The organism is Aquitalea magnusonii, assembly GCF_003202035.1.
Lineage (GTDB): Bacteria > Pseudomonadota > Gammaproteobacteria > Burkholderiales > Chromobacteriaceae > Aquitalea > Aquitalea magnusonii.
Genome location: NZ_QJKC01000029.1, coordinates 1 through 18,004, shown reverse-complemented (window position 1 = coordinate 18,004; position 18,004 = coordinate 1). Strand labels below are relative to the sequence as shown.

Here is an 18,004-nt window from a genome sequence, read left to right as displayed (position 1 = left end):
CGGCTGGCATCTGACCTAAAGGACGTACCGTGCCGCCCTTCACGGCAGGTGTGGCAGCTGCTTGCGTCGGGGGGAAAGGGCCAGGCGTGGCGGGGGCAAGCGCTAAGTCAGCGGAAAGGCGAGGCTATTTTGCTGTCAAGGTCTGGCGAACAACGGTCGCGGCTGGGGCGGACGGCTGCGGGCAGCCGGGCTGTTGCCGGCATCCGCCGCGGAAATGACGCAGCAGATGGGCAGGTGCGGACCGGCAGGGCCCGGTCGGGGGGGGCAGGCATGGCGGCGGGCTGGGCTGGCAGCCCGCCTGAAGGCGGGCTTGTTTCAGTGACTGATCAGGCTGGCGACCTTGGTGGTGATGATGTCCACCGCCGGATCGTTGGCGCCGTGGGGCAGTATCACATCGGCAAAGCGTTTGGTCGGCTCGATGAACTGGTTGTGCATGGGGCGCACGGTAGCCAGGTAGTGTTCGATCACATGGTCGGCACTGCGCCCGCGCTCGCGGATGTCGCGCTGCAGGCGGCGAATGAAGCGCACATCCGGATCGGTGTCGACGAAGATCTTCAGCGACATCATGTCGCGCAGCGCGGCATCGTACAGCGGAAACAGCCCTTCGATGACGATGACCGGTGCGGGGTTGACGCGGATGGTGTCGCTGGCGCGGGTATGGTGGGTGAAGTCGTAGACCGGCATGTCGATGGGGCGGCCGGCCAGCAACTCTTCGATCTGTTCGATCAGCAAGGGCCAGTCGAAGGCATGCGGGTGGTCGTAATTGGTGGCGAGGCGCTGTTCGAAGGTCAGGTGGGCCTGATCGCGGTAGTAATAGTCCTGCACGATGACGGCCGCCATGCCGGGACCGACGGTTTCCAGCACCTTGGCGGTGACCGTGGTCTTGCCGCTGCCGCTGCCGCCGGCAACGCCGATAATGAACGGGGTAGTCATGCTGTAAGCCTCTTGACGCAATAACGCATAAAAAAACGCGCCATTTTAATGAGTTATGGCGCGTTGTTCCATCAGGATTGCGGTATTTATTTGCCGGAGGCGGACGCCTGTTCTTCCTGCTGCGCCGCGGCCAGCCATTCCTGCATGGCGGGTAGCTGCTGCATGTGGGCGGCGTAGGCGGCGGCATGGCCGTGCAGGGGCACATGGTAGCTGCGGAAACGCCATACCACCGGTGCGAAAAAGGCGTCGGCAATGCTGAACTGGCCAAACAGGAAGGGGCCGTTGCCCTGGTGTTGCTGGCGCAGGTTTTCCCACAGGCTGGTGATGCGGGCAATGTCGGCCTGGGCCGCTGCGCCCGGTGTGCTGGCCGGGAAGTCGCCACAGACATTCATCGGCAATGCGCTGCGCAGGGCGGCAAAGCCGGCGTGCATTTCTGCCACTACGGCACGGGCGATGGCGCGGGTGGCGGCATCATCCGGCCACAGCCCGGCAGCGGGAAAACATTCGGCCAGATATTCGCAGATGGCCAGGCTGTCGCCGATGCGCAGCTGCTGGTCGATCAGCAGCGGCACCTTGCCGGCCGGGTTGCAGGCGAGGATGCGTGTCTTGCAGTCGCTGGCCGTCAGGTCGATATGCTTTTCCTCGAAGGGCTCGTTCAGCATTTTCAGCACCAGCCAGGGGCGCAGCGACCAGGAAGACAGATTCTTGTTGCCGATGATCAGGGTAAACATGGGGCAGGCTCCGAGACCGCGCAGCGGGTGCTGGCGAGAGTAGCAAAGATTGTGAACAATCTTATAACAGCCTGTCGGCTCCGGCCAGCATCGCCCGTTTTTTAAGCAGCGGAAAGCACAACGCCCTGCAGGGCAGGGCGTCGACATGCGGTGATGATGCTTGCTGCCACCAGGCAGACCGGGCAAACAGCGCCACCGCAGTCAGCCGCCGCAGTAGGGCAGGGTGGCGCAAGGCCGGAGCGGGGGCGGCTTTTATTCGGCTTCGTCTATCCAGGCTTGCTGGATGGCTTCCAGCACCCGCTCGCCGCCACGGCTGTGATCGTCGTCGAAGTCCGGCAGGGCAACCACCCAGTTGTGCAGGTCGACAAAACGCACGGTCTTGGGGTCGATGTCGGGATGGGCCTCGACCAGTTCGATGGCGATGTCGTTAACGTCGGTCCATTTCATCTTGTTCTCCTGGCTTGTGCGCTAGCGCATCCCGCCCGGCGAACGGGCGGATGAAGCAGTCTTAATGGTGTTCGCGCGCGTGATTGATGGTGTAGCGCGGAATTTCCACTACCAGGTCTTCCTCGCCGATCACTGCCTGGCAGGACAGGCGGGACTGCGCTTCCAGCCCCCAGGCCTTGTCCAGCATGTCTTCTTCCAGCTCGTCCGCTTCATTCAGCGAATCAAAGCCTTCGCGTACGATGCAGTGACAGGTGGTGCAGGCACAGGACAGCTCGCAGGCATGTTCGATTTCAATATCGTGTTCCAGCAACACCTCGCAGATGTTTTTGCCGGTTTCGGCGTTGTCGATCACTGCGCCTTCGGGGCAGAGGTCGGCGTGGGGCAGCACAATCAGGCGTGGCATGGAGGGTCCTTATAGCTCGGAAATTTTCTGGCCCTTGAGTGCGCGCTGGATGTTGCGATCCATGCGGCGGGCGGCAAAGTCTTCGGTGGCCTTGTTCAGGCGATGAGTGGCCTGGTTGACCTGCAGGGTGGTCTGGCTGGCAATGGCTTGTTCCAGTTGCTGCAACACCTGCTGGATGGCGCTGGTTTCTTCGGCAGTGAGCAGGTCGCCATCGATGCGCAGCGCAGCCAGCGTGGCATCGCGCAGGCTGTCGGCATCGACAATGGCTTCGCGCAGTTTGCGCGCTTCGATGTCGTCCTGTACATGGGCCAGCGAGTCGCTCAGCATCTGGCTGATGGCGTCATCGGACAGGCCATAGGAGGGTTTGACCTCGATGCTGGCTTCCACGCCACTGGTCATTTCGCGGGCGGAGACCGCCAGCAGGCCGTCGGCATCCACCTGGAAGGTGATGCGGATGCGGGCGGCACCGGCCACCATGGGCGGAATGCCGCGCAACACGAATTGCGCCAGGCTGCGGCAGTCGGCCACCAGTTCGCGCTCACCTTGCAGCACATGGATGGACATGGCGGTCTGGCCATCCTTGAAGGTGGTGAATTCCTGCGCACGCGCCACCGGAATGGTGCTATTGCGCGGGATGATCTTTTCCGTCAGGCCGCCCATGGTTTCGATGCCCAGCGACAGCGGAATCACGTCCAGCAGCAGCCATTCGTCCTCGCCCTTGTTGCCGGCCAGTACATTGGCCTGGATGGCGGCGCCCAGCGCCACCACCTTGTCCGGGTCCAGATTGGTCAGCGGCGGCTGGCCGAAGAAATCGGCCACGGCTTTCTGGATATGCGGCATGCGGGTGGCACCGCCCACCATCACCACGCCCTTGACTTCGTCGGCGCTGATGTCGGCATCGCGCATCGCCTTGCGCACCGGCAGCAGGGTCTTGTCGACCAGGGTCTTGGTGATCTGGCGGAAGGTGTCCTGGTCCAGTGTCAGGTCGATGGCATGGCCATCGGACAGGATGGCAGTGATGCGGGTGTCGCTGTGTTCGGTGAGTGCCTCTTTGGCTTCGCGGGCGCGGGTCAGCAACAGCCGGGTGTCCTGGGCGGACAGGCCGTGCAGGTCGGCTTGTTCCAGAATCCAGCAATACACGCGGTGGTCGAAGTCGTCGCCGCCCAGTGCGGAGTCGCCGCTGGTGGACAGCACTTCGAACACGCCACGGGTGAGCTTGAGGATGGAGATGTCAAAGGTGCCACCGCCCAGGTCGTACACCACATAAGTGCCTTCGGCACCGTTATCCAGGCCATAGGCAATGGCGGCGGCGGTCGGTTCGTTCAGCAGGCGCAAGACGGTGAGGCCGGCCAGGCGCGCGGCATCCTTGGTGGCCTGGCGCTGGGCGTCGTCAAAATAGGCCGGTACGGTGATCACCGCCCCGGTCAGTTCGCCGCCCAGGGCAGCTTCGGCACGCTGGGTCAGGGCGCGCAGAATGTCGGCCGAGACTTCCACCGGGCTTTTCACCCCGGCAGCGGTATGCAGCTGCACCATGCCGGGTGCGTCGACAAAGCGGTAGGGCAGGCTGCCGGCGTCCTTGATGTCGGACAGGCCACGCCCCATGAACCGCTTTACCGAGGTGATGGTGTTGTGCGGGTCATGGTTCTGCTCGCGCTGGGCATCGTGGCCCACCGTCACGCGGCCCCCCTCCTGATAGCGGACCACCGAAGGCAGCAGGCTACGGCCGAATGCGTCGGCCAGTACCGTGGCGGAGCCACTTCTTACCGTGGCCACCAGCGAGTTGGTGGTGCCAAGATCAATCCCCACCGCCAGGCGGTGCTGGTGCGGGGCGGCGGACAGGCCGGGTTCGGCGATTTGTAGTAGAGCCATGACGGATTCTTTATTGTTGTCGCGTGAGCAGAAACATCAGCGGTGCCAGTGATGACGGCTTAGCCAAGCAGGGTTTCGATGGCGTCGCCGATTTCCTGATCGAGTTTTTCCAGAAAGCGCAATTTTCGCACCATGACCGCTGCGGCGTCCAAGTCTGCTGCGCGGTCCAGCGCCTCGCCCAGTTCGGCTTCCAGTGCGCGCTTGTCGCTGCGCAGGCGGGAGGACAGGGCTTCCAGTGCGTCGACATCACTGCTGTCGCGGGCTTCTTCTATGCTTTCGCGCCATTCCATCTGCGCCATCAGGAAGTCCAGCGGCATGCTGGTATTGGTTTCTTCCTGGGTATCCACCCCTTGCAGCGACAGCAGGTAACGGGCGCGGCGCAGCGGGCTTTTCAGGGTCTGATAGGCTTCATTGACCTGGGTGGCCTGCATCAGCGCCATGCGCTTTTCCGCATCCGGGCTGCTGGCGTAACGGTCGGGATGGACGGCGGCGGCAGCGGCACGCCAGGATTGTTCGAGTTGCTGGCTATCCAGCGCGAAACGGCGCGACAGGCCGAACAGCTGAAAGAAATCCCGGGAGAATTCGGTGGTCATGGCCTTGGGCTGGGAAACTGCTGGTTGACTGGCAGATGGCCGCCAGCGGCGGCCATCCACGACAGTGTGGCGCGAAGGGGCGCAATCAGACGTTGAAGCTTTCGCCACAACCACATTCGTTTTTCACGTTGGGGTTGTTGAACTTGAAACCTTCGTTCAGCCCTTCCTTGGTGTAGTCCAGTTCGGTGCCGTCCAGATAGGCCAGGCTCTTGGCATCGGTGAATACGGTGACGCCATGGCTCTCGAAGGTGATGTCGTCCTCGACAGCCGAGTCGACGAACTCCAGCTTGTAGGCCATGCCGGAGCAGCCGGAGGTTTTCACCCCCAGACGGATGCCCAGGCCCTTGCCGCGCTTGGCCAGAAACTGGCTGACGTGGTTGGCCGCGCTGGCGGACAGAGTGATAGCCATGTCGTGCTCCTTACTTGCCGTGCTTTTGCTTGTAGTCGCTCACTGCGGCCTTGATGGCGTCTTCGGCCAGGATGGAGCAGTGAATCTTTACCGGCGGCAAGGCCAGTTCTTCGGCGATGGCGGTGTTCTTGATGGCCATGGCTTCATCCAGCGACTTGCCCTTGACCCACTCGGTGACCAGGGACGACGAGGCAATGGCCGAGCCACAGCCGTAGGTCTTGAATTTGGCGTCTTCGATCACGCCGTCGGCGTTGACCTTGATCTGCAGCTTCATCACGTCGCCACAGGCCGGTGCGCCCACCATGCCGGTGCCCACGCTGTCATCGCCTTTTTCAAAGGAACCCACATTGCGCGGGTTCTCGTAGTGATCCATCAACTTGTCGCTGTATGCCATGGTTCTCTCTCCTGCTGGCGGGGCCGGCCATACCGGCTGGCCCACCCCGCAAATCATTGAATGTTCAGTGTGCGGCCCACTGTACCGAATTCAGGTCTACGCCTTCCTTGAACATCTCCCACAGCGGGGACAGTTCGCGCAGCTTGCCGATTTTATCTTTCAACAGCGCAATGGCGAAGTCGATTTCTTCTTCGGTGGTGAAGCGGCCCAGGGTGAAACGGATGGAGCTGTGGGCCATTTCATCGTTGCGGCCCAGGGCACGCAGCACGTAGGACGGCTCCAGCGAGGCCGAGGTACAGGCCGAGCCGCTGGAAACGGCTAGGTCCTTGATCGCCATGATCAGGCTTTCGCCCTCGACGAAGTTGAAGCTGACATTGAGGTTGTGCGGTACACGCTGGTCGATGTCGCCGTTGATGTACACCTCTTCCATGTCCTTGATACCGTTCCACAGGCGGTCGCGCAGCATGCGGATGCGTTCGCTCTCGCTGTCCATCTCTTCGCGGGCCAGGCGGAAAGCCTCGCCCATGCCAACGATCTGGTGAGTAGGCAGGGTGCCGGAGCGGAAACCGCGCTCATGGCCACCGCCGTGCATCTGGGCTTCCAGGCGCACGCGCGGCTTGCGGCGCACATACAGGGCACCGATGCCCTTGGGGCCGTAGGCCTTGTGGGCCGACAGGCTCATCAGGTCCACCTTCAGCACATTCATGTCCATCTTGACCTTGCCCGGCGCCTGGGTGGCGTCGACATGGAAGATGATGCCTTTTTCACGGCAGATTTCGCCAATCTGCGGAATGTCCTGGATCACGCCGATTTCATTGTTGACGTACATCACCGACACCAGAATGGTGTCCGGACGGATGGCCGCCTTGAATTCCTCGATGTCGATCAGGCCGTTTTCCTGCACGCCCAGATAGGTGACTTCAAAGCCCTGGCGTTCCAGCTCGCGACAGGTATCCAGCACCGCCTTGTGTTCGGTCTTGACGGTGATGATGTGCTTGCCGCGGCTCTTGTAGAACTGGGCGGCGCCCTTGATGGCCAGATTGTCGGACTCGGTGGCACCGGAGGTCCAGACGATTTCCTTGGGGTCGGCATTCAGGAGCTTGGCCACTTCTGCCCGCGCATTCTCTACCGCCTCTTCTGCCGTCCAGCCAAAGCTGTGGCTGCGCGACGCCGGGTTGCCGAACTGCTCGGTCAGATAGGGAATCATCTTGGCGGCAACACGGGGATCGACCGGGGTAGTGGCCGAGTAGTCGAGGTAGATGGGAAGCTTGAGCTGACTCATTATCAATTCTCCGGGTATGCGGTGCGCTTAGAGAGCGCTGGAGGCGGAGGCGGCCACACGGGGGCTGCTTTCGCGCTTGTCCTGCATTACATTGCTATCTTTGGCGGCTGCTTCCTTGGCGCGCTGCTTTTCAACCAGGCTGCCCAGGGTGACCTTGGCCAGGTAGTCGAAAATGGTGGCGTTCAGGTTGGTCCACAAGTCGTGGGTCATGCAGCGGTGATTGTCATGACAGTTTTCGCGGCCGCCGCACTGGGTGGCGTCAACCGGCTCGTCCACGGCGGCGATGATGTCGGCAACCGAGATATCGGCCGGAACGCGGGCCAGGGTGTAGCCGCCGCCAGGGCCGCGTACGCTGTCTACCAGTTCGGAACGGCGCAGTTTGCCAAACAGTTGTTCCAGGTAGGAAAGGGAAATGCTCTGGCGTTCGCTGATGCCGGCCAGTGTCACCGGGCCATTGGCTTCGCGCATGGCAAGGTCCAGCATGGCGGTTACCGCAAAGCGGCCTTTGGTGGTGAGACGCATGATCTTAAACTCCGGTGGGTGGTTGGGCTTATTATACCCAATTCCCGACTATTTTGGTCAACTATAAATTCATCCATGCGTACATGGTTGTTGCAAAGCATCCCGACCTGCGACGCAAGTGCAGCAAAGTTGAGCATTTTACTAGGTTTATAAACGGCCGGGGGCATTAATTACAGGCTGTGCTGGGCTTGGTGTATCATTCGAGCAAACGCCCGTTTACATGGGTGCAATCACAGATGCTGCCTGTTGTGTGCCGTTGTCTGCCGCGGGTCGTGGTGATGGCGGCACGGATGGCTGGCGGCGTCTTTGTCAGAGAGACAGGGAATATGAAGAAAGTGGTCATCAGCGGTACCGGCCTGTTTACCCCGCCGCATGCCGTCAGCAACGAAGAGCTGGTCGTGGCTTTCAATCACTATGTTGCCGCCTACAACCAGCAGCATGCCGCAGAAATCGCCGCCGGTAGCCTGGCGGCGCTGGCCGAGTCCAGTGCCGAATTCATCGAGAAGGCTTCCGGCATCAAGCAGCGCTATCTGATGAACAAGGAAGGGGTGCTGGATCCGGCGCGGATGACGCCTTATCTGCCGGAGCGCAGCAACGACGAGCTGTCCATCCAGGCCGAAATGGGCGTGGCTGCGGCCACGGCGGCGCTGGCGCAGGCGGGCAAGACCGCCGCTGATGTCGACATGGTGCTGGTGGCCTGCTCCAATATGCAGCGCCCCTATCCGGCGGTGTCCATTGAAATCCAGCAGGCGCTGGGGGTGCAGGGTTATGCCTTCGATATGAATGTGGCGTGTTCTTCCGCCACCTTTGGTATCCAGACCGCGGTGAATGCCATCCAGAGCGGCCAGGCGCGCGCGGTGCTGGTGATCAGCCCGGAAATCTGCTCGGCCCATCTTAACTTCCGTGATCGCGACAGCCATTTCATTTTTGGCGATGCCTGCACCGCCATCGTGCTGGAAGCGGCCGAGTCGGCCTCCGCGGCCGAGCAGTTCGAGATTCTGGGGACCCGCCTGGCCACGGTGTTTTCCAACAATATCCGCAACAATTTCGGCTTCCTCAATCGCTGTGACGAGCAGGGCATAGGTCAGGTCGACAAACTGTTTGTGCAGCAGGGTCGCAAGGTATTCAAGGAAGTCTGCCCCATGGTGGGCGAGCACATCGTGCAGCATCTGGAAAGCCTGGACATCCAGCCACAGCAGGTCAGCTGCTTCTGGCTGCACCAGGCCAATCTGGCGATGAATCAGCTGATTGCCCGCCGCGTGCTGGGGCGCGATGCCACCGAACAGGAAGCACCGGTGATTCTGGACCGCTACGCCAATACCAGCTCGGCAGGCTCGATCATTGCTTTCCATCTGTGCCGTGACGCTCTGCAAAGCGGTGATGTTGGTGTCATTTCCTCGTTTGGTGCTGGGTATTCAGTCGGCAGTGTTGTGGTTAAAAAGTGCTAGTTTTTGCCTGACAACTGCTGTGCACGCGCAATAAATGACCGAAAACAGGGGAGGGGTGCTTGTCAAACTGCCCCTCTCTGCATAATGTATCCGACCAAAGCAGCCCAAAAGGCGCTTAAAGAGATCGGACGATCGATAAAAAACACGAAGTCTGTACAAAGGAAAAGGAAAGAACACATGCAAGCTGCAAAAAAAATGCTGCTGGCCGCCGGCCTGATCGCCTCGGCCTCAATGGCCGCGCAAGCTGCTGGTACGCTCGTATATTGCTCGGAAGGTAGCCCGGCCGGTTTCGACCCGGGTCAGTACACCACCGGTACCGACTTTGATGCATCGGCTGAAACCGTGTTCAACCGCCTGGTGCAATTCCAGCGCGGCGGCACCAAGGTGGTGCCGGCACTGGCCGAAAAATGGGATGTGGCGGCCGACGGCCTGTCCTATACCTTCCATCTGCGCAAGGGCGTGAAGATTCAGACCACTGACTACTTCAAGCCGACGCGTGACTTCAATGCGGACGACGTGGTGTTCACCTTCGACCGCATGCTCAACAAGAACAACGCTTTCCGCAAAGCCTACCCGACCGAATTCCCGTATTTCACCGATATGGGCATGGATGAAAACATCACCAAGGTCGAAAAGCTGGATGCCAATACCGTCAAGTTCACCCTGAAGAGCATCGATGCTGCCTTCCTGCAGAATCTGGCGATGAGCTTTGCCTCCATCCAGTCGGCCGAATACGCCGACAAGCTGCTGAAAGCCGGTACGCCGCAACTGCTGAACCAGCAGCCGGTAGGTACGGGTCCTTTCATCTTCAAGCGCTATCAGAAAGACGCCCAGATCCGTTTTGCTGCCAACAAGCAGTACTGGGACAAGGTTGACGGTCCTAAAGTCGACAATCTGGTATTTGCCATCACTACCGACCCCTCGGTCCGTTTCCAGAAGCTGAAGGCTGGCGAATGCCAGATTACCGCTTTCCCGCGTCCGACCGACATCGCCGCCATGAAGGCCGACAGCAAGCTGAACGTGATTTCCCAGGCCGGCTTCAACCTGGGCTACCTGGCCTATAACGTCAAGCACAAGCCGCTGGACAAGCTGGAAGTGCGTCAGGCACTGGACATGGCTGTCAACAAGAAAGCCATCATCGACGCCGTATACCAGGGTGCTGGCCAGGCAGCCACCAACCCGATGCCGCCGACCCAGTGGTCGTATAACAAGAGCCTGAAAGACGCGCCGTACAGCGTGGACAAAGCCAAGGCGCTGCTGGCCAAGGCCGGCTACCCGAACGGCTTCGACATCACCCTGTGGGCGATGCCGGTACAGCGTCCGTACAACCCCAATGCCAAGCTGATGGCCGAAATGGTCCAGGCTGACTGGGCCAAGATCGGCGTCAAGGCCAAGATCACCACCTACGAATGGGGTGAGTACATCAAGCGTGCCAAGGCGGGCGAACACGATGCCATGCTGATCGGCTGGACTGGCGACAATGGCGATCCGGACAACTGGCTGGGCACCCAGCTGGGTTGCGAAGCCATGAACGGCAACAACTTTGCCAAGTGGTGCTACAAGCCGTTTGAAGACCTGCTGCAAAAAGCCAAGCGCACCACCAATGTGGCCGAGCGCACCAAGCTGTACATGAAGGCACAGGAAATCTTCAAGCAGCAGCTGCCTTATACCACCGTGGCCCACTCCACCGTGGTACAGCCGATGTCCAAGTCGGTGGTTGGCTTCAAGGTCAGCCCGTTCGGCCTGAACTCCTTCTACGGCGTCAGCCTGAAGTAATACCTGCATGCTTCCCCACGGGGAGGTGTTGAACATCGGGGGCGCAAGCCCCCGATGTTTTGCATGTAACACTGCCCTATCCTTCCATTAGAGAAGGACGCGCAGTTGCCGGCAGCACGGATGGGGAAGGCCAGCCGGAAGCAGGACGAGGAGCAGGACGCACCGCCTGGTGTGCGTGCCATGGTCGCAGGCTTGACCTGTATCAAAGGCATGGCCAGCGCCGGGTGATATCGTTCACTCCGTCGTGGCGAAGACGTGGCTGATATAGGTGGGTGGTTCAGCTGGCGTCTTCTGCCCGACACCCTCGTTTTGCCTCCTTTCGCTGTCCCGCCTTCCTCCCTGTTACCGGTACCGTCATCCAATCCACGCTTTGGGTCTGAATTAACGGTGTCCATCTGCCATGCTGCCAGGCAGTGTGGATTCACGGGAGAAGTACGTATGTTGTCTTTCATCTTTCGGAGGCTGGGGCTGTTGGTCCCCACCTTTTTCGGCATTACCCTGCTGACTTTCGGCCTGATCCGCATGATTCCCGGCGACCCGGTGGAAGTCATGGTGGGTGAGCGCACGCTGGACCCGCAGATGCATGCGGATGCCATGCACCGTCTTGGCCTGGACAAACCGCTGTATGCGCAATACGTCGATTACATCAGCAATCTGCTGCATGGCAATCTGGGTGAGTCGCTGGTGACCAAGAGCAGCGTCTGGGGCGAGTTCAAGACCTTGTTCCCCGCCACGCTGGAGCTGGCGCTGGCCGCCATGGTTTTTGCCGTGGTGTGCGGCCTGCTGGCCGGGGTGATTGCCGCCATCAAGCGCGGTTCCATCTTCGACCATGGCGTGATGGGCATTTCGCTGACCGGTTTTTCCATGCCGATTTTCTGGTGGGGCCTGATCCTCATCATGTTTTTCTCGGTCAAGCTGGGCTGGACCCCGGTTTCCGGCCGGCTGGACCTGGCCTATGACATCACCCCGCGTACCGGCTTCATGCTGATCGACACCTGGCTGGCCGAAGCAGCCGATCCGGCCGCCAATGCCGGGGCCTTCAAGGATGCGCTGATGCATCTGATCCTGCCGGCCATCGTGCTGGGCACCATTCCGCTGGCGGTGATCGCGCGGATGACCCGCTCCTCCATGCTGGAAGTGCTGCGCGAAGACTATGTGCGTACCGCACGGGCCAAGGGCCTGTCGCCGGCGCGGGTGATCTTTGTGCACACCCTGCGCAATGCGCTGATTCCGGTGCTGACGGTAATCGGCCTGCAAGTGGGTACGCTGATGGGTGGCGCGGTGCTGACCGAAACCATCTTCTCCTGGCCCGGTATCGGCAAATGGCTGATCGATGCCATCAGCCGCCGCGATTACCCGGTGGTGCAAAACGGCATCCTGATCGTGGCCACGCTGGTGATCGTCACCAATTTCATCGTGGATATTCTGTACGGTGTCGCCAATCCGCGTATCCGTCACGCCAAATAACGCTTGCAGGTATCGTCATGACTAATGCAAACACCACTACTGTCGCGTCGGCCGCCGAAGATGCCGCGCTGAGCTACCCCTCGCCATTCAAGGAGTTCTGGCAGGGCTTTTCCTATAACAAGGGCGCGGTGGCCGGGCTGATCTTCATGAGCATTGTGCTGCTCTGCGCCATCCTGGCCCCTGTCGTGGCACCGTACAGTCCCATCGAACAGTATCGCGACCATCTGCTGACGCCGCCGGCCTGGCTGGATGGCGGTTCCACGGCCTTCCTGCTGGGCACCGACGAACTGGGCCGCGACATCCTGTCGCGCCTGATCTACGGTGCGCGCCTGTCGCTGTTCATCGGCCTGTGCTCGGTGCTGCTGGCGCTGATTCCCGGCGTGGTGCTGGGCCTGCTGGCCGCTTTCTTCCCCAAGGTATTGGGTGGGGTGATCATGCGCGTGATGGACATCATGATGGCGCTGCCCTCGCTGCTGCTGGCGGTGGCCATCATGGCCATTCTGGGACCTGGCCTGATGAATGCCATGATCGCCATTGCCACGGTGTCCCTGCCGGCCTATGTGCGGCTGACCCGTGCCTCCGCCATGACCGAGTTGAACCGTGATTACGTCACCGCCTCGCGCGTGTCCGGTGCCGGGCTGTTCCGCCTGATGTTCAACACCGTGCTGCCCAACTGCATGGCGCCGCTGATCGTGCATGCCACCATGAGCTTCTCCTCGGCCATTCTGGAAATCGCCGCCCTGGGCTTTCTGGGTCTGGGCGTGCAACCGCCTACCCCGGAGTGGGGCACCATGCTGGCCTCGGCCCGTGATTACATCGAACGCGCCTGGTGGGTGGTGTCGCTGCCGGGCCTGACCATTTTGCTGTCGGTATTGGCCATCAACCTGATGGGTGACGGGCTGCGCGATGCGCTGGATCCGAAACTGAAGCGCGCCGCCTGAGGAGGGAAGTATGAGTCTGCTGGAAATCAAGAACCTCTCGGTGGAGTTCGGTTCGCAACACAATCCCTTCCGCGCGGTGGAAGGGCTGGATCTTACGGTTGAGCAGGGCGAAATCGTCGGCATCGTCGGCGAATCCGGTTCGGGCAAATCGGTCACCATGATGGCCATGATGGGCCTGCTGGAAGGGCAGGGCCGCATCGTGGCGGATACCCTGCAGTTTGATGGCAAGGATTTGCTCACCATTTCGGCGCGCGAGCGCCGCAAGATCGTCGGCAAGGATATCGCCATGATCTTCCAGGACCCGATGACCTCGCTCAACCCCAGCTACACCGTGGGTTACCAGATCATGGAAGTGCTGAAGATCCATCAGGGCCTGCGTGGTGCCGCACTGAAGCAGCGGGCGCTGGAATTGATGGAAATGGTGGAAATCCCGGCGGCAGCCAGCCGTCTGGCCGCCTATCCGCACCAGCTGTCCGGCGGCATGAGCCAGCGCGTGGTCATCGCCATGGCCATTGCCTGTAGCCCCAAGCTGCTGATTGCCGACGAGCCCACTACCGCGCTGGATGTCACCATCCAGGCGCAAATCATGGACTTGCTGGTCAATCTGCAGAAAAGCCAGAACATGGCGCTGATCATGATTACCCACGATCTGGCCGTGGTGGCCGAAGTAGCGCACAAGGTGGCGGTGATGTATGCCGGGCAGGTGGCCGAAATGGCCAAGGTGCCGGGCATCTTCCGCAAGCCGGCCCATCCCTATACCGAGGCACTGCTCAAGTCCATTCCGGAACACAGCAAGGGCGCGCATCGCCTGTCCACGCTGGCTGGCATCGTGCCCGGCCAGTACGACCGGCCCAGCGGCTGCCTGTTGTCTCCGCGCTGTCCTTATGTACAGGACAAGTGCAAGGCCCAACGTCCGGGCCTGACCGCTATTGAAGGTGGCGTCGTGCGCTGCCACTACCCGATTACGGCCAAGGAGGCATGATGAGCACCGTATTGCAGGCACGGGACCTCACCCGTTATTACGATGTCGCCCAGGGCTTGTTCAAGCCGGCGGCCCAGGTCAAGGCGCTCAATGGCGTCTCCTTTGAACTGACTGCCGGCAAGACGCTGGCGGTGGTGGGCGAGTCCGGCTGTGGCAAGTCCACGCTGGCCCGCCAGCTGACGCTGATCGAGCCGCCGACTGCCGGTTCGCTGTTGCTGGAGGGGCAGGATGCCGCCACTGCCAGCAAGGCCGAACTGAAAGCCATGCGCACCAAAGTGCAGATGGTGTTCCAGAACCCTTACGCCTCGCTCAATCCGCGCCAGAAGATTGGCACCCAGTTGGGCGAGCCGCTGGACATCAATACCAGCCTGTCGGCCAGCGAACGGGAAGAGCGCGTACGCGCCATGATGACGCGGGTCGGCTTGCGTCCGGAACATTACTACCGCTATCCGCACATGTTCTCCGGCGGCCAGCGCCAGCGTATCGCCATCGCCCGCGCCATGATGCTCAATCCCCGCATCGTGGTGGCGGACGAACCGACTTCGGCACTGGACGTATCCATCCAGGCACAGGTGCTCAATCTGTTCATGGATCTGCAGGAAGAGTTCAACACTGCCTATGTGTTCATCTCGCACAATCTGGCGGTGGTGGAGCACGTGGCGGATGAATTGATGGTGATGTATCTGGGGCGTGCGGTGGAAGTGGGGGCCAAGGAAAAGATCTACTCGCGGCCGCTGCATCCTTATACCCAGGCGCTGTTGTCGGCCACTCCTTCCATTCACCCGGAAGACCGGCGCATCAAGATCAAGATTCATGGCGAGCTGCCCAGCCCGCTGAATCCGCCATCCGGTTGCACCTTCCACAAACGCTGCCCGTTTGCCAACGAACGCTGCCAGCAGGAAGTGCCGGAATTGCGTGCGCTGGATGAGCGGATGATTGCCTGTCATCACGCGGAAAACATCAATAGCTGACCCATTCTGGTGCAGTTTGACTTGCGGGGGCCGGCTTTTTGTCGGCCTTTCTTGCTTCTTGCACCAGAATGATCTGCAATCATGATGTAAAAGACGCAAAAAGCCCGCCCTTATGCCGCATTTTTGGCGCACTGCAACAAAAATGCCTTTACCCCCCTTACTCTGCACGATACAGTCGCCATGGCACACACATCCAAAGGGAAGCGAGAATTGAAAAGAGCCGTGTATGCCGGCAGTTTCGACCCGGTCACCAACGGTCACTTGTGGATGATTCGCGAAGCGGTAGAACTGTTTGACGAACTCATCGTGGCGGTCGGCGTGAATCCGGAAAAACACTGTACCTTCAGTGTGGACGAGCGCGTCGAGATGCTGCGTGCCGTCACCCGTGGCTTCAACAAGCTGCGGGTAGACGTGTTCGAAAACCAGTTTCTGGTGAACTACGCCCAGAGCATTGGCGCCAACTACATCATTCGCGGCATTCGTACCGCCAGCGACTACGAATACGAACGCACCATGCGTTATATCAACTCCGACCTGCACCCGGACATCACCACCATCTTCCTGCTGCCACCGCGGGAATATGCCGAGGTGTCCTCCACCATGGTCAAGGGCCTGGTCGGCCCGCGTGGCTGGCAAAACATGATTCGCCAGTACCTGCCCGAGCCGGTCTATCGCAAGCTGATCGCCATGTACCAACCTGAATAGGGGGTAAGGCGGGACTTGCTGATACGCGCGCCGGTCGCTTATGCTGGCGCGCGTTTGTTTTTGTCCGAATGAATTACCCGGCAGGGCCCGCCCGGCTACTGTCGCCAAGGAATGTTATGGTCGATGTCTCCGCCTTTGCCAACCGGCTGCAGAAAAATTACAAGCACTACGCCAAGTGGGCCTCCCGTCAGGGGCTGGATGCCTGGCGCGTCTACGACAAGGACGTACCGCAGTTTCCGCTGGCGGTCGATCTGTACGGTGATCGGGTGCATCTGCAGGAGTACGACACCGGTTGGGCAATGGAAGAAGACGTCTATCAACAGTGGATCGCCGCCATCATGGCTGCCATTGCCGAAGTCACCGGACGCGATGAATCCGCCATTACCCTGAAAAGCCGCCGTCGCCAGAAGGGCGTCAGCCAGTACGAGAAAGTGGGCAAGCTGGGCGATGACTTCATCGTGCAGGAATTCGGCCAGCGCTTCATCGTCAATCTGGATGCCTATCTGGATACCGGCCTGTTTCTCGATCACCGCAACACCCGCAAGCGGGTACGCGAAGAAGCCGCCGGCAAGCGCTTTCTCAATCTGTTTGCCTATACCGGCAGCTTTACCGTCTACGCTGGGGCTGGTGGTGCAGTCAGCTCGGAAACCGTCGACATGTCCAATACCTATCAGGACTGGTCGCGCCGCAATTTCGAGCTGAACGGACTGGATCTGGCGCGCCATCAACTGGTGCGGGCCGATGTATTCCAGTATCTGGAACAAGCAGTGGACGAGGGCAAGCAGTTCGACCTCATCGTGATGGACCCGCCCACCTTCTCCAATTCCAAGAAAATGCAGGACATCCTCGACGTCCAGCGCGACCACGTCTGGCTCATCGACTACGCCATGGCGCTGCTGGCAGCGGGCGGCACGCTGTACTTCTCCAATAATCTGCGCAGCTTCGTACTGGACGAGCGCCTGGCCGAGGACTACCACATCCGCGACATCAGCGCGCAGTCGGTGCCGGAAGACTTCCGCAACCGCAAGATCCACCAGTGCTACCAACTGAAAAAGAAAGCCAGCTGACATGCCACAAGTCACCATGCAATACAGCAGCGGGCTGCAGCTGGATGTTCCCGCCACCTTGCTGGCCATCAATCAGGCATTGCTGGCCAGTGGCCAGTTTCAGGCAGAAGACATCAAAAGCCGGGCCATCCGGCTGGATCAATGGCTGACCGGCACCGAGCCAGCCATGCATCCCTTTGTGCACCTGCAGCTGCATATCCTTAGCGGACGTGATCTGGCTACCCGCCAACAGTTGTCTTCCGCCCTGTTACCGGTATTGCAGCAATACGTCTCCGGGCCGCCAGGCACCCAGCTCTGTGTGGAAATCTGCCAGATCGAAAAAGAAAGCTATAGCAAGCTGGTGTTGTAAAGCACGGCACTGTCTATATGGAAAGCAGCAAGGCCCACCACCGCGTGGGCCTTGTCCTTTATCGGGATAGCCCGTCGCAATCATCCTGATTGCGACAAACCATGGCGGCAGCACTTGCAAATGTCGCAGCCAGTCCCATCTTTGCGCTATCACTTATTCGCGGTGACGCTACACCGCCAGGGAGCGCAGCATGGCCACCATCAATATTACCGGTAGTACTTTTAATGAAACCGTCGACAAGGGTGGCATCGTCATTCTCGACTTCTGGGCCGAATGGTGTGGTCCGTGCAAAATGTTTGGCCCCACCTTCGAAGCGGCTGCGCTCAAGCATCCCGACATCGTGTTTGGCAAAATCAACACCGAAGAAGAGCAGGAACTGGCTGGCCACTTCCAGATTCGTTCCATTCCGACACTGATGGCGCTCAAGGACGGCATCATTGTCTTCAACCAGGCTGGCGCGATGATGCCGGCACAGCTGGAAGAGTTGATCAAGGCCGTGCGTGATCTGGATATGGAAAAGGTCAAGGCAGATATCGCCGCACAAGAAGAATGATGACAGTGTTTGAACGCACTCCATGCAAAAAGCCCGGCCCCGCCGGGCTTTTTGCTGCCTGTGTGGTGGATGAGGCCGGCTTTTTGCGCCAGATCGCCCGGTTTTCATGGCGGGCGCAGGCCGTTATCCATCCGCTGCGGTGTACTTGCAGCAAAGCCGTAA

General features: G+C 60.3%; 20 protein-coding genes. 10 read left to right on the top strand and 10 right to left on the bottom strand.

Annotated elements, in window-relative coordinates:
• Nucleotides 1-315: 315 nt before the first annotated feature.
• The 10 genes from udk to iscR all read right to left on the bottom strand — a co-directional run bounded on the left by udk (nucleotide 316) and on the right by iscR (nucleotide 7,583).
• Complete coding sequence (gene udk, locus DFR38_RS19530; RefSeq protein WP_059286353.1) at nucleotides 316-933, bottom strand: uridine kinase; 618 nt, start codon at nucleotides 931-933, stop codon at nucleotides 316-318.
• Between the two features lie 86 nt (nucleotides 934-1,019).
• The gene (locus DFR38_RS19525) at nucleotides 1,020-1,664 is read right to left on the bottom strand and encodes a glutathione S-transferase family protein (protein ID WP_059286354.1); all 645 of its coding nucleotides are present in this window, start codon (nucleotides 1,662-1,664) and stop codon (nucleotides 1,020-1,022) included.
• Between the two features lie 252 nt (nucleotides 1,665-1,916).
• Nucleotides 1,917-2,111, bottom strand: coding sequence for a Fe-S cluster assembly protein IscX (gene iscX / locus DFR38_RS19520; RefSeq protein ID WP_059286355.1), 195 nt, complete (start codon nucleotides 2,109-2,111; stop codon nucleotides 1,917-1,919).
• A gap of 61 nt (nucleotides 2,112-2,172) precedes the next feature.
• On the bottom strand, nucleotides 2,173-2,514 hold the full coding sequence (fdx, locus tag DFR38_RS19515) for an ISC system 2Fe-2S type ferredoxin (protein WP_059286356.1): 342 nt from the start codon (nucleotides 2,512-2,514) through the stop codon (nucleotides 2,173-2,175).
• 9 nt (nucleotides 2,515-2,523) lie between these two features.
• Nucleotides 2,524-4,383 (bottom strand): Fe-S protein assembly chaperone HscA, encoded by a 1,860-nt coding sequence (gene hscA / locus DFR38_RS19510; protein WP_059286357.1) that lies wholly within the window; start codon nucleotides 4,381-4,383, stop codon nucleotides 2,524-2,526.
• A gap of 59 nt (nucleotides 4,384-4,442) precedes the next feature.
• Nucleotides 4,443-4,976, bottom strand: coding sequence for a Fe-S protein assembly co-chaperone HscB (hscB, locus tag DFR38_RS19505; RefSeq protein ID WP_059286358.1), 534 nt, complete (start codon nucleotides 4,974-4,976; stop codon nucleotides 4,443-4,445).
• A gap of 85 nt (nucleotides 4,977-5,061) precedes the next feature.
• A complete protein-coding gene (gene iscA, locus DFR38_RS19500; protein ID WP_059286359.1) occupies nucleotides 5,062-5,385 on the bottom strand; it encodes an iron-sulfur cluster assembly protein IscA in 324 nt (107 codons plus the stop codon).
• Nucleotides 5,386-5,395: 10 nt separating this feature from the next.
• Nucleotides 5,396-5,779: a Fe-S cluster assembly scaffold IscU gene (gene iscU, locus DFR38_RS19495; RefSeq protein ID WP_059286360.1), complete on the bottom strand. Its 384-nt coding sequence runs from the start codon at nucleotides 5,777-5,779 to the stop codon at nucleotides 5,396-5,398.
• A gap of 64 nt (nucleotides 5,780-5,843) precedes the next feature.
• Nucleotides 5,844-7,061, bottom strand: a complete 1,218-nt coding sequence (locus DFR38_RS19490; protein ID WP_059286361.1) for an IscS subfamily cysteine desulfurase — start codon at nucleotides 7,059-7,061, stop codon at nucleotides 5,844-5,846.
• A gap of 27 nt (nucleotides 7,062-7,088) precedes the next feature.
• On the bottom strand, nucleotides 7,089-7,583 hold the full coding sequence (gene iscR, locus DFR38_RS19485) for a Fe-S cluster assembly transcriptional regulator IscR (RefSeq protein ID WP_059286362.1): 495 nt from the start codon (nucleotides 7,581-7,583) through the stop codon (nucleotides 7,089-7,091).
• 326 nt (nucleotides 7,584-7,909) lie between these two features.
• Here iscR and DFR38_RS19480 point away from each other — a divergent pair, with 326 nt between their 5' ends.
• From DFR38_RS19480 to trxA, 10 genes are all read left to right on the top strand, one after another.
• Nucleotides 7,910-9,031, top strand: a complete 1,122-nt coding sequence (locus DFR38_RS19480; RefSeq protein ID WP_059286363.1) for a beta-ketoacyl-ACP synthase III — start codon at nucleotides 7,910-7,912, stop codon at nucleotides 9,029-9,031.
• Nucleotides 9,032-9,208: 177 nt separating this feature from the next.
• Entirely contained in the window at nucleotides 9,209-10,807 is a 1,599-nt protein-coding gene (locus DFR38_RS19475) for an ABC transporter substrate-binding protein (RefSeq protein ID WP_059286364.1), read from the top strand.
• A gap of 438 nt (nucleotides 10,808-11,245) precedes the next feature.
• On the top strand, nucleotides 11,246-12,274 hold the full coding sequence (locus DFR38_RS19470) for an ABC transporter permease subunit (protein WP_059286365.1): 1,029 nt from the start codon (nucleotides 11,246-11,248) through the stop codon (nucleotides 12,272-12,274).
• Between the two features lie 17 nt (nucleotides 12,275-12,291).
• Nucleotides 12,292-13,215 (top strand): ABC transporter permease subunit, encoded by a 924-nt coding sequence (locus DFR38_RS19465; protein ID WP_059286366.1) that lies wholly within the window; start codon nucleotides 12,292-12,294, stop codon nucleotides 13,213-13,215.
• 10 nt (nucleotides 13,216-13,225) lie between these two features.
• On the top strand, nucleotides 13,226-14,197 hold the full coding sequence (locus DFR38_RS19460) for an ABC transporter ATP-binding protein (RefSeq protein WP_059286367.1): 972 nt from the start codon (nucleotides 13,226-13,228) through the stop codon (nucleotides 14,195-14,197).
• The gene (locus tag DFR38_RS19455) at nucleotides 14,197-15,168 is read left to right on the top strand and encodes a peptide ABC transporter ATP-binding protein (protein WP_059286368.1); all 972 of its coding nucleotides are present in this window, start codon (nucleotides 14,197-14,199) and stop codon (nucleotides 15,166-15,168) included. Before DFR38_RS19460 ends, DFR38_RS19455 begins: the two co-directional genes overlap by 1 nt.
• Nucleotides 15,169-15,348: 180 nt before the next feature.
• A complete protein-coding gene (gene coaD / locus DFR38_RS19450; protein ID WP_059286369.1) occupies nucleotides 15,349-15,873 on the top strand; it encodes a pantetheine-phosphate adenylyltransferase in 525 nt (174 codons plus the stop codon).
• A 116-nt stretch (nucleotides 15,874-15,989) separates the two neighbouring features.
• The gene (locus DFR38_RS19445; RefSeq protein ID WP_059286370.1) at nucleotides 15,990-16,940 is read left to right on the top strand and encodes a class I SAM-dependent methyltransferase; all 951 of its coding nucleotides are present in this window, start codon (nucleotides 15,990-15,992) and stop codon (nucleotides 16,938-16,940) included.
• Nucleotide 16,941: 1 nt separating this feature from the next.
• The gene (locus tag DFR38_RS19440; protein WP_059286371.1) at nucleotides 16,942-17,289 is read left to right on the top strand and encodes a 5-carboxymethyl-2-hydroxymuconate Delta-isomerase; all 348 of its coding nucleotides are present in this window, start codon (nucleotides 16,942-16,944) and stop codon (nucleotides 17,287-17,289) included.
• Between the two features lie 190 nt (nucleotides 17,290-17,479).
• On the top strand, nucleotides 17,480-17,842 hold the full coding sequence (gene trxA / locus DFR38_RS19435; protein WP_059286372.1) for a thioredoxin: 363 nt from the start codon (nucleotides 17,480-17,482) through the stop codon (nucleotides 17,840-17,842).
• Nucleotides 17,843-18,004: the final 162 nt, after the last annotated feature.